The 11,012-nt window shown below is 71.3% G+C and carries 10 protein-coding genes; 4 read left to right on the top strand and 6 right to left on the bottom strand.

Features of this window, described 5'->3' with window-relative positions; all coding sequences use genetic code 11:
* Positions 1-63: 63 nt before the first annotated feature.
* From ACLQ27_RS31785 to ACLQ27_RS31760, 6 genes are all read right to left on the bottom strand, one after another.
* Positions 64-1,608, bottom strand: coding sequence for a N,N-dimethylformamidase beta subunit family domain-containing protein (locus tag ACLQ27_RS31785; RefSeq protein WP_357573110.1), 1,545 nt, complete (start codon positions 1,606-1,608; stop codon positions 64-66).
* A gap of 197 nt (positions 1,609-1,805) precedes the next feature.
* Positions 1,806-2,327: a DinB family protein gene (locus ACLQ27_RS31780; RefSeq protein ID WP_234590094.1), complete on the bottom strand. Its 522-nt coding sequence runs from the start codon at positions 2,325-2,327 to the stop codon at positions 1,806-1,808.
* A 45-nt stretch (positions 2,328-2,372) separates the two neighbouring features.
* Positions 2,373-2,867 (bottom strand): universal stress protein, encoded by a 495-nt coding sequence (locus tag ACLQ27_RS31775; protein ID WP_234590097.1) that lies wholly within the window; start codon positions 2,865-2,867, stop codon positions 2,373-2,375.
* A gap of 9 nt (positions 2,868-2,876) precedes the next feature.
* Positions 2,877-4,481: an MDR family MFS transporter gene (locus tag ACLQ27_RS31770; RefSeq protein WP_234590099.1), complete on the bottom strand. Its 1,605-nt coding sequence runs from the start codon at positions 4,479-4,481 to the stop codon at positions 2,877-2,879.
* Between the two features lie 142 nt (positions 4,482-4,623).
* Complete coding sequence (locus tag ACLQ27_RS31765; protein WP_234590111.1) at positions 4,624-5,064, bottom strand: MarR family winged helix-turn-helix transcriptional regulator; 441 nt, start codon at positions 5,062-5,064, stop codon at positions 4,624-4,626.
* Between the two features lie 26 nt (positions 5,065-5,090).
* The gene (locus tag ACLQ27_RS31760) at positions 5,091-6,803 is read right to left on the bottom strand and encodes an alkaline phosphatase D family protein (RefSeq protein ID WP_425870203.1); all 1,713 of its coding nucleotides are present in this window, start codon (positions 6,801-6,803) and stop codon (positions 5,091-5,093) included.
* An 82-nt stretch (positions 6,804-6,885) separates the two neighbouring features.
* On the opposite strand from ACLQ27_RS31760, the gene ftsY reads away from it, so the two are divergent.
* The 4 genes from ftsY (at position 6,886) to ACLQ27_RS31740 (ending at position 10,999) form a co-directional block, all read left to right on the top strand.
* Complete coding sequence (gene ftsY / locus ACLQ27_RS31755) at positions 6,886-8,076, top strand: signal recognition particle-docking protein FtsY (RefSeq protein WP_357573108.1); 1,191 nt, start codon at positions 6,886-6,888, stop codon at positions 8,074-8,076.
* A gap of 6 nt (positions 8,077-8,082) precedes the next feature.
* Positions 8,083-8,946 (top strand): aminoglycoside phosphotransferase family protein, encoded by an 864-nt coding sequence (locus tag ACLQ27_RS31750; protein WP_234590129.1) that lies wholly within the window; start codon positions 8,083-8,085, stop codon positions 8,944-8,946.
* Between the two features lie 276 nt (positions 8,947-9,222).
* Positions 9,223-10,635 (top strand): ammonium transporter, encoded by a 1,413-nt coding sequence (locus ACLQ27_RS31745; RefSeq protein WP_234590132.1) that lies wholly within the window; start codon positions 9,223-9,225, stop codon positions 10,633-10,635.
* Positions 10,636-10,660: 25 nt separating this feature from the next.
* Positions 10,661-10,999, top strand: coding sequence for a P-II family nitrogen regulator (locus ACLQ27_RS31740; protein ID WP_007456507.1), 339 nt, complete (start codon positions 10,661-10,663; stop codon positions 10,997-10,999).
* Positions 11,000-11,012: the final 13 nt, after the last annotated feature.

The following is an 11,012-nucleotide window of genomic DNA, read 5'->3' as shown; positions in this document are numbered from 1 at the left end:
CGGGTGGGTCACCCGAGCATCTGCTCGAGCCGGGCTCCGAGTCGCCCTTGAGTGTCGGCGTCACTACGTCGAAGTGCGCGCTTCACCGGTGACCACCCGCCTCAGCAGGTTGACGGTGGCCCGGGCCAGTCGCGGGTCGGCGAGCGCACGAGTCCAGCCCAGCGAGCCAGCGGCGAACACCCAGGCCCCGGACGTGGTCCGGTAGAGCTGGCTCTGCTGCCGCTGGGGTGCGCCGTCGCGCCGGAAGGGTGATTCGGCCAGCAGAGTGCGTTCCGCCGCCGGGGGCTCGGCGAAGCCGGGCATGCACTGGTCGGCCTCGCCCCACACGACCTCGGGAATCAGGTCGCCGTCCCGGACGCCCGTGCCCGCCCAGAACCAGTGTCGGCTGCCGCGGACCACCAGCGGGGCGTAGCCGTCCACCACGCTGACGTACTGCGCCCCGATGAACTGCTGCTCCGCGTGGCCCGCCGACCGCCACATGATGCCGAGCGGTAGCGGGCCGGACGCCGGCGTCTTCTCCTTGGCGCACCGGACCAAGCGGTCGTCGTGATCGTCCGCGCCGTAACCGATCCGCCAGTAGCAGTTGTTGGCGCCGAGGAAGACCAGGCTGGTGCCGCCGTCGCGGGCCGTGACGACCGCCTCGCGCATAGGTGTCGACCAGTACTCGTCGTGTCCCGGGAAGACGACCGCCCGGTGACGGGCCGGGTCCACCCGCCCGGTGTGCAGGTCCTCGCTGGTGGCGTATGCCACGTCGATTCCCTGACCTTCCACCCACTGAACGAACCCGATGTCGTGGTCGGCGAGCGCCGGGACGCCGTTGCCGGCGTACGGCCGGTCGTGGCTGACCGCCCGGGCCCGGTGCTTCGTGGTGATCTGCCCCGCGCTGTCGAAGCCGTAGTAGAGGCTGGCCCCCGTCCGCCCGTCCTCCGGCCAGCAGTTGTACGCCTGCCAGGTGCTGGTGGGCAGGACAACGAGAGCACCGCGGGCGTGCCCAGGGTCGCGTACCACGAACGGGATCCACTGGTGATGGCCGGTGGCGCTGGCGAGCAGTGCCAGGTAGAGCCCGCTCGTCCAGTCCGGTGCCACGGTCGGTCGCCACTGCGTGCGCCACCCGCATCGCACCGCGCCGGTCGCTGGGTCGACCGTCGGTGCGGCCTGGGGAGACCCGTCCAGCCACGGGCTGACCGCCACCTGCCGGGCTCCGCGACCGTCGTAGTGGCCGACCCGGAAGATGGTGATCCGGTACCGCTGAGGTCGGGCGACCGAGACCTGGAACCGCAGTTCCTCGCCGGGCGCGACGCTGGTCGCGTGGACGTAGCCGGCGATCTCGCCGCCCCTGTCCGTGGCGAACCGGTGCCCGGTCAGGCGGAATCCGCTGGCGCCCGGCCGGGCGTTCTCCACGACGACTGGCGGCGACCCGGCGGCGCGCAGCAGCGGGGTGGCCGGGCCCGGGCCGGTCGGATCGCCCACGTAGTTGGGGTCGACACGCGGGGCGGTGGCGGCCGGCGGGCGGACCTGACAGCCCGAGTCCAGTATCACCGCCCCGACCGCCCCGAGAATGCCCAGCGTCGCTCTCCGGGTGTGCCTGATCTCGCCTCTGCCAACCATGGTCCCGCTCCCCGTGTATGCGGCCCGGTGATCCGCGCCGCGGCCGTAGAGGGGGCGTCGGTGGCGGGAACGGATCCGGCCACAACCCGTTCGGCAGGATGACGATTCAGGTCTGCGGCGCGTTGCAGAAGATCGTCAATGATGGAGGATCGGCGCCGGCGGGCAGCCGTTCGGTGGGCGTTGTCCGCCGAACGGGTTCACTCGCCGGTGGTGCCGTCGATGCGTTCCCGGATCAGGTCGGCGTGGCCGTTGTGCCGGGCGTACTCCTCGATCATGTGCACGTACACCCAGCGCAGGTTGAAGGTGCGCTTCTTCCCGCTGACCTCGACGAAGGTCTCGTCCAGGGAACGGCCGGCCGCGGCCTCGCGGGCCAGCGCCACCTCCCGGTGGAAGGTGGCGAAGTCCGCCTCGGCGTCCGCGGCGCTGACGTCGTGGTCGGCGTCCGGCGTCTCCGGCGTGAAGTACGGGTAGTCGACAGGCTGGCCGGCGAAGTTCTCCCGGAACCACCAGGCCTCCACCTCGGCGAGGTGTCGGACCAGGCCGAGCAGGGTCAGGCCGGAGGGTTGCACGCTCGGCGTGCGCAACTGCTCCCCGGTCAGGCCGGCGCACTTGAGCAGCAGCGTCTGCCGGTGGTAGTCGAGCCAGCCGTCGAGCATGGTGCGCTCGTCGCCGACGTACGGTTCGGGGGTCCGGGTGATCTCCGGTGCGGTCCACGTCATGGCGGGCATCCTGCCCGGCACCCCTGACGATCCGCGACGGGTTAATCAGGGCACCACGACGACGGGCCAGTGACCCTTGCGGACCAGCCGGGTGGCGACCGAGCCGACCAGCCGGTGACCGGCCTGCTCGGACGCCCCCACGACCACCATGTCGGCCTGGAACTCGTCGGCCGCCGCGCACAGCTCGGCGAACGCGTCGCCGCGCCGGCACAGGAAGGTCACCGGGATGCCCAACTGCTCGGCCCCACGCCGGCACTCGCGGCGCAGCTCGTCGGCCAACTCGTCGTAGGTGCGCTGGACCGCGCCGGCGTCCATGCCGGGCACCAGCGCGGTGAGCCCGCTCGCCGAGCTGACGAAGACCACCACCAGGGCGGCGCCCTGCCGGCGGGCCAGCCCGGCGGCGTAGGCGCCGGCCCGCGCGGAGGTACGGGTGCCGTCCACCCCCACCATGACCACCCGCGGGCCGTCCGTGCCCCGTTCGAAGGGCAGCGGGCTGATCCGAGGGCCGTACTCCTCGCGGTCCGGCGCTCCCACGCTCATGGTTCTACCTCACCTCTGCTCGCCGGTCCGGACCGCGCCGGAGACGAGGTTCGATTCCCCGTCGGCCGCAGCGGAAACCGGGCTGCCGTTGTGCTGCCGCAGCGGCACTTCCTTGATGAAACTCACGGCGATCAGCGCGATCAGCGCGAAGGGGGCGGCGGCCAGGAAGATGTCGCCGGCGCCGTGGCCGTACGCGCCCTCCACCACCGCGCGCAGCGGACCGGGCAGGGTGTGCACGTCGGGCAGGGTACCGCCGCTGCCGGAGCTGGACGCCCGGATGCCGAGCTGGGACAGCCCGTCTGCGGTGTAGTCCTTGACCTTGTGGGCGAGCACCGCGCCGAGGGCCGAGACGCCGATCGCGCCGCCCAGACTGCGGAAGAACGCCACCACCGAGCTGGCGGCACCCAGCTCGTGCGGGCCGACGGTGTTCTGCACGGCGAGGACGAGGTTCTGCATGGTCAGGCCCAGGCCGACGCCGATGAGCACCATGTAGACGCTGAGCAGGGTGAAGCTGGTGTCCGCGCGCAGCGTGCCCATGAGCGCGAAGCCGACGGTGAGCAGCGCCGAGCCGAGCACCAGGAACCGCTTCCAGCGGCCGGTCCTCGTGATGATGCGTCCACCCACCGTCGAGGCGACCAGCAGGCCGAGGATCATCGGCAGGGTCATCAGGCCGGACATGGTCGGGCTCTCGCCCCGGCTGATCTGGAAGTACTGGCCGAGGAAGATCGACGCGCCGAACATGCCCACGCCCACCGCGATGCTGGCGACGACGGCGAGGCTGATCGTGCGGTTGCGGAACAGCCGCGGCGGGATCATCGGCTCGGCTGCCCGGGTCTCGACCCGGACGGCGAGCGCGCCGAGGAGCAGAGCGCCGAGGACCATGACGACTGTCTGCCAGGAGGCCCAGGCGAACTGGTCGCCGGCGAGGGAGACCCAGATCAGCAGCACCGACACGGCCGCGGTGATCAGGGTGGCGCCCCACCAGTCGATCTGCGCCTTGCGCTTGACCACCGGCAGTTTCAGGGTCTTCTGGAGCACGACCAGCGCGGCGATGGCGAACGGCACGCCGACGTAGAAGCACCAGCGCCAGCCGAGCCAGGAGGTGTCGACGATGACGCCGCCGATCAGCGGTCCGCCGATGGTGCCGACGGCCATCACGGCGCCGAGGTAGCCGCTGTAGCGGCCCCGCTCGCGCGGCGCGATCATCGTCGCCATGATCACCTGGGCCAGGGCGGTGAGGCCGCCGGCGCCGACGCCCTGGAGCACCCGGCACGCGATCAGTTCGCCGGTGCCCTGCGCGGCGCCGGCCAGCACCGAGCCGAGGACGTAGATCGCCAGGGAGAGCTGGACAAGTGTCTTCTTACTGGTCAGGTCGGCGAGTTTGCCCCAGATGGGGGTGGTCGCGGTCGTCGCGAGCAGAGCCGACGTGACCACCCAGGTGTACGCGGACTGGCCGCCGTGCAACTCGGTGATGATGCGCGGCAGCGCGTTCGAGACGACCGTGGAGGAGAGAATCGCTACGAACATGCCCAGCAGCAGGCCGGAGAGAGCCTCCAGGATCTGCCGGTGGGTCATGTCGACGGCGGGCGCCCGTGACGCTGTCGCCTGGCTCATCGTTTACTGCCTCCGAGCGGAGTAGAGATGGTGGGCGGGCCGCAGGGCGGTCCCCGCCTGGGAGTTGCCTGAGGCAACCGTAAGTTTGGTTGCCTCAAGCAACAACTGGGCGGACGGCGACCGCATTCCCCGTTTTCGGAGATCATCTCCAGGATTCGTTGAACCGGCCGAGCAGGCGGGCGAACTCCTCGACGTCCCGCGCCGGCCAGTCGTCCAGAGCACGCAGGAACTCGCCCAGGCGGGCGGACCGGGCGACGTCGAACCGGCGCTGGCCCTCCTCGGTGAGGCTGATCTGCGCCGCCCGCCGGTCACTCGGGTCGGGGTCGCGGTGCACCAGACCGAGCGCCTCCAGCCCGTTGATCTGCCGGCTCAGCGTCCCCTTGCCCACGCCGAGTCGCGCCGCCAGCTCGGTCAACCGGATCGATCCACTGCGCCGTAACCAGAGCAGCAGCCCGTACGTGTTCGGTTCGAGGGTCGGGTGCACCTCCCGGGCGATTTCCCACGAAACCGCCCGTCCCCGGCGCAGCAACGCGGTCAGCTCGTGCTCGACAGCCCGGATCGGCTCCGGCAGGTGCTCGTCCACGGGGAAGAGAGTACGGCGAGGCCCGGTCAGTCGTCGCCGGAGAGGCGGCGGCTCATCACCTGACGCAGGTGCCCGTCGCTCGTGGTGCCCTCGATCATCACCTCGGCCCGCCGACCCCGGTGGGTAAGGGTGGCGACGGCATTGCCGAAGTACGGACCGGCCAGCTTGCGCCAGCGCACCCCCGGGCGTCGGACACCCGCCGCGCGGGCCAGCGCCCGCGTGGCGCCCGCCGGCCCGGACGACCAACCCAGCCGCATCAGCGGACGGATGCCGGCCGGCACCTGGTTGTGGATCGGTGAGCAGGTGAGCTGGTGCACCGGGGTGACCACCGCGGGATCGGCGAACCGGGCCCGGGCCACGTACGAGTGGTGCACGTCACCGGAGAGCACGCTGATCGACGCCGGTGGGGCGTACGCCGGCCCGGCGCCGACCCGGGCGCCGGACTGTCTCGGGGTGCCGGTGCCGATCCGGGCGAACGTCTCCCCGAGGGCCTCGAACGAACGCCGGAACGCCGCCCAGTGCTCCAGGTCGAGGGCCCGGCGCAGCTTCTCGGCCCCGCGGGCCACCCACGGCCGGCGCGAGTCGGCCAGCTTCTCGTTCCACGCCTCGATGTGATGGATGCCCTGGGGCAGCAGCCAGGGCAGCGAGGCGCCCACCACCAGGTGGTCGTAGACGCCGTGCGCCTGGTCGAGGAACCACGACCACTCACCCGGCGGCAGCATCGCCCGGCTGCCCGGCTCGAGCACCCGGCTGCACCTGTTGTCGAGCATGACCAGCCGGGTGCGCCCCAGGTCGATCGCGTAACTCCACTGGTACTGCACCGCGCGCCAGCGCTCGGTGTCGTGCGCCAGGTCGGACTCCTTGTCGACCCGGTGCCCGAACTCGCGCAGCACGCCGGTGGCGTCCTCCGCGGCGGCGACCTTGGCGAAGACCGGGTCGGCGGCGATCTCGTCGGGGGAGAGGTTGCCCAGGTGCTGGTAGACCCAGTACGAGGCCAGCCCGCTGCCGATCCGCTCGGCCCACCACGGCTGCTCGCGCATCTCGGCACGCCACGCCGCCGAGGTGTTCCAGTCGTCGATGATCTCGTGGTCGTCGAAGATCATCACGCTCGGCACTGTGGAGAGCAGCCAGCGGATCTCCGGATCGCGCCACGACTCCAGATACAGCTTGGTGTACTCGTCGAAGCTCACCACCTGGTCGGCCGGGGCGCCCTTGGGCCGCCGCCGGCGCCGGCGCAGCAGCCGGCGCACGGTCGGCGAGGTCTCGTCGGCGTACACCTGGTCACCGAGGAGGACCAGCAGGTCGGGCAGCGCGTTCGACTCGGGGTCGGCCATCAACCGACGGGCGTACGCGTCCAGGGCGTCCGGCGGCAGCTTGCGGGTGGTGGCGTGCTGGGTGGTCTCCCGGCACGAACCGAAGATCAGACTGACCGGCTGGTCCCGGTCGTCGACCGCCCGGGTGCGGATCACGCTGGGCGGAAAGCCGCTGCTCTCCACCGGCCAGACCAGCTCGTCGTCGACGAGCACCTCGTAGGTCGTCGCGCTGTCCGGGGTGAGCCCCTCCACCACGACGAGGGCGTAGTGGTGGTCGTACGCCGAGAAGGTGGGTGCGGTGCCGGTGGCGCCGTCGGCCGTGCGGACGGTGACCACGGCGGGCGCGGCGGTCTCCACCCAGATCGTCGCCCGGGTGTCGACCACTCGCCGCAGAAGTGGGCCGATCAGGAGGTGTGCGGCGGGCATGCGGCGAGCCTACCGCCGGTTCGTGAGACCGGCCGGGTGCGGTGGCTGGGACGCCGCCGCCGGCATCTGACAGGATTCCGGCATGGCCGAATATCTCGTCCTCGCTCTGGTCCTGCTCGGTGTGCTGATCGCCGGCACAGTCGGGCTGGTCGTGCCGCGCTTGCGGCGGCGGCCCGAGCCCCCGCTTGCGCGCACCGAGGTCGACACCCGTGCCGAGGAGGATCTCGCCGGCCCGCCGGTCGAGGCACCGGAGTCCGATCTGTCCACCGGTGTCCTGGTCGAGCCCCCACCGGTCATCGAGGCGCCCGCCCCGACCGTGGAGGTGCCCGAGCCGACCGCCGGCCGCCTGGTCCGGCTCCGCTCGCGGCTGTCGCGTTCGCAGAACGTCTTCGGCAAGGGCCTGCTCGGCCTGCTCGCCCGCGACCACCTCGACGAGGACGTCTGGGAGGAGATCGAGGACAGTCTGATCACCGCCGACGTCGGCGTCGACGCGACCCGCGACATCGTCGACCGGCTGCGCGAGCAGACCCGCGTGCTGGGCACCCGCTCGGCCGGTGAGCTGCGCGCGCTGCTCGCCGCCGAGCTGGTCAACGCCCTCGACCCCAGCATGGACCGTTCGCTGCGCACCGCCCCGAAGGACGGCGTGCCGGCGGTCGTGCTGGTCGTCGGCGTCAACGGCGCCGGCAAGACCACCACCTGCGGCAAGATCGCCCGGGTGCTGGTCGCCGACGGCCGGACCGTGCTGCTGGGCGCCGCCGACACCTTCCGGGCCGCCGCCGCCGACCAGCTGCAGACCTGGGGCGAACGGGTCGGTGCCGAGACCGTCCGCGGCCCGGAGGCGGCCGACCCGGCCAGCGTGGCGTTCGACGCGGTCCGCCGGGGTATCGACACCGGCGTGGACACCGTGCTCATCGACACCGCCGGCCGCCTGCAGAACAAGATCGGCCTGATGGACGAGCTGGGCAAGGTCAAGCGCGTGGTGGAGAAGCAGGGGCCCATCGACGAGACGCTGCTCATCCTCGACGCCACGACCGGCCAGAACGGTCTGGAGCAGGCCCGGGTCTTCACCGAGGTCGTCAACGTGACAGGTGTGGTGCTGACCAAGCTCGACGGCACCGCGAAGGGCGGCATCGTGATCGCCGTGCAGCGCAAGCTCGGCATCCCGGTCAAGCTCGTCGGCCTCGGTGAGGGCAAGGACGATCTCGCTCCGTTCGACCCGGCGCAGTTCGTCGACGCGCTGCTGGGCACCGAGCCGGCCGCACGGGACGCGTAGTCTCGGGTGACCACTGACGATCGCGCGTACGCGGGCTGGCGCGACCCCGGCCACCCTTCGCAGCGCCTCGGGAGACCGTACGTGACTTCGCAGGAGATCCCGCTGCACGGCGGCAACGTGAGCACCGTCGTCCGGGTCGGTGACACGGTCCGTCGTAACGCCGGGCCGTGGACCCCGTCCGTGCACGCCCTGCTGCGCCACCTGGAGTACGTCGGGTTCACCGGCGCACCCCGGGCGCTCGGGATGGACGAGCGCAACCGGGAGGTGCTGTCGTACCTGGAGGGGGAGTGCGGGGAGTACCCCCTCGCCCCGCACTGGGTGACCGACGAGGCGCTGGTCACCGTCGCCACCATGCTGCGGATGTTCCACGACGCGCAGTACGGCTTCGCCCCGCCGCCGGGGGCGGTCTGGCGCTCGTTCGGGCCGCCGCCGCCGGACACCGAGGTGATCTGCCACCACGACGCCGCGCCGCACAACGTCATCTGGCGGCCCGACGGCACGCTCGGGCTGATCGACTTCGACCTCGCCTCGCCCGGCGCCCGCATCTACGACGTGGCGTACGCCGCCTGGACGTGGGTGCCGATCTTCGCCGACCGGGACTCGATCACGCTGGGCTGGAAGCATCCCGACCGGCCGCGCCGGCTGCGCCTCTTCGCCGACGCGTACGGGTTGATCCCGCGCGACAGGCACCGGCTGATCCGCACCATCCGCAAGCGGATCGTCGACCACGTCGAGGGCATCCGCCGGATGGCCGCCGCCGGTGAGCCGGCGTTCGTGCGGATCGTGCACAAGGGCCACCTGCGGCGGCCGATGCGCGACCTGCGGCTGCTCGACTACGAGCGGCACGCCCTGGAGAACGCCCTCCGCTGAGCGCGCTGCCGGCCGATGCTCGGCCGGGCTTCTCAAGCGCACCGGTCGATGCCGCTGACCGGTCAGCCATCGACGCTCGACGTCCGGTCGATCCACCTTCGTCCATGCTGCTGACTGTGCGGACTCCGTGACACGTACGAAACAACCCGTCACGAAACGGAAACCCGCACGGGACCCTGGGTGAAACAGCCGGCCGCGAGGCTTCCGCGCAACCGGCCTACGGGCGACGCTGCCCCGGAAAGCCGCGAAGGAGGACTTCACCTTTAGGAGGCCAGCGTGCCTGAAGCACCGACGATCGACGGCGCCAATACCACGTGGCTGCTGGTTTCGACCGCGCTCGTGCTGCTCATGACCCCCGGACTGGCGCTGTTCTACGGCGGCCTCAACCGGGCCAAGGGCGTACTCAACATGATGATGATGAGCTTCTCCGCTATCGGGCTCATCTCTGTTCTGTGGTGGTTCTACGGCTTCAGCGTCGCCTTCGGGACCGACGTGAACGGCTTCTGGGGTGACCCGGGCGCGTACCTCGGCACCAAGACGTTCCTCGCCGAGACCGACCTGTGGGGCGCCACGACGGAAAACCCCAGCGGCATCGGGATTCCGCTCTACGTGTTCATGGCCTTCCAGATGGTCTTCGCGGTGATCACCGTCGCGCTGATCAGCGGCGCCATCGCCGACCGGGCCAAGTTCGCCGGCTGGCTGCTGTTCGCGTTCGGCTGGGCCACGCTCGTCTACTTCCCGGTCGCCCACTGGGTGTGGGGTGGCGGCATCATCGGCGGTGACATCCACGCGCTGGACTTCGCCGGTGGCACCGCGGTGCACATCAACGCCGGTGCGGCGGCCCTGGCCGTGGCGCTGGTGCTCGGCAAGCGGCTCGGCTGGCCCCGCGAGGGCATGAAGCCGCACAACATCCCGCTGGTCGCGCTCGGCGCCGGTCTGCTGTGGTTCGGGTGGTTCGGGTTCAACGCCGGCTCGGAGCTGACCGTCGACTCGGTCGCCGGTCTCGCCTTCATCAACACCCAGCTCGCCACCGCCGCCGCGGTGCTCGGCTGGATCGCTGTCGAGTGGGTCAAGGACCGCAAGCCGACAATGGTCGGCGCGTCGTCCGGCGCGGTCGCCGGCCTGGTCGCGATCACCCCGGCCTGTGGTTTCATCGCCCCGTGGGCGTCCGTCCTGCTCGGCATCGTCGCCGGGGTCGTGTGCGCGCTCGCGGTCAGCCTCAAGTACCGGCTCGGCTACGACGACTCCCTCGACGTGGTCGGCGTGCACTTCGTCGGTGGCTGGATCGGCTCGCTCTGGCTCGGCCTGTTCGCCACCAACTCGGTAAACGCCGCGATCAGCGACGTGGTGGGCGCCTCCGACGGCCTGTTCTACGGCGGCGGCGCGACCCAGCTCGGTCGGCAGGCCCTCGCCGGCCTGATCGTCACCGCCTGGTCGTTCGGCATCGCCTGGGTGCTCGCCTTCGTCATCGAGAAGACGATCGGCTTCCGCGTCAAGGGTGAGGCCGAGGTCGAGGGCATCGACATCGCCGAGCACGCCGAGAGCAGCTACGACCTGTCCCCGGCCGGCGGCGGCACGGGCAGCGCGTTCGCGATGGCCGGCATCGGCACCCCTGGTGGCGCAGCGCCGAGCGGCGCCGCGCCGGAGGCGGAGTCCACCGAGCCGGTCAGCGCCAAGGTCGCCGGTTAACGTTCCTTAGATGGAGGGGTTGGACATGAAGCTGGTGACCGCGGTCATCAAGCCGTACCAGCTGGACGCGGTGAAGGAGGCTCTGCACGCCCTGGGCGTGGCCGGGCTGACCGTCAGCGAGGTTCAGGGGTACGGACGGCAGAAGGGGCACACCGAGGTCTACCGGGGTGCCGAGTACACGGTCGAGTTCCTGCCCAAGATCCGGGTCGAGGTGCTCACCGACGAGATCGACGTGGAAAAGATCGTGGACGCCATCGTCGGCGCCGCCCGTACGGGCAAGATCGGCGACGGCAAGGTGTGGGTCACCGGTGTCGAGGAGGTCGTCCGGGTGCGTACCGGCGAGCGCGGCCTCGACGCCCTCTGATCCGGGCCACGAC

The organism is Micromonospora sp. DT63, assembly GCF_049841615.1.
GTDB lineage: Bacteria > Actinomycetota > Actinomycetes > Mycobacteriales > Micromonosporaceae > Micromonospora.
The sequence above is the reverse complement of the archived record's forward strand: the minus strand, read 5'-3'. Positions and strand labels throughout refer to the sequence as shown.

Excerpts from the sequence above, each read along its gene's own strand:
- ftsY (WP_357573108.1), top strand. The coding sequence starts at position 6,886 with ATGGCCGAATATCTCGTCCTCGCTCTGGTCCTGCTCGGTGTGCTGATC.
- ACLQ27_RS31775 (WP_234590097.1), bottom strand. The coding sequence starts at position 2,867 with ATGAGCGTGGGAGCGCCGGACCGCGAGGAGTACGGCCCTCGGATCAGC.
- ACLQ27_RS31780 (WP_234590094.1), bottom strand. The coding sequence starts at position 2,327 with ATGACGTGGACCGCACCGGAGATCACCCGGACCCCCGAACCGTACGTC.
- ACLQ27_RS31770 (WP_234590099.1), bottom strand. The coding sequence starts at position 4,481 with ATGAGCCAGGCGACAGCGTCACGGGCGCCCGCCGTCGACATGACCCAC.
- ACLQ27_RS31785 (WP_357573110.1), bottom strand. The coding sequence starts at position 1,608 with ATGGTTGGCAGAGGCGAGATCAGGCACACCCGGAGAGCGACGCTGGGC.
- ACLQ27_RS31760 (WP_425870203.1), bottom strand. The coding sequence starts at position 6,803 with ATGCCCGCCGCACACCTCCTGATCGGCCCACTTCTGCGGCGAGTGGTC.
- ACLQ27_RS31740 (WP_007456507.1), top strand. The coding sequence starts at position 10,661 with ATGAAGCTGGTGACCGCGGTCATCAAGCCGTACCAGCTGGACGCGGTG.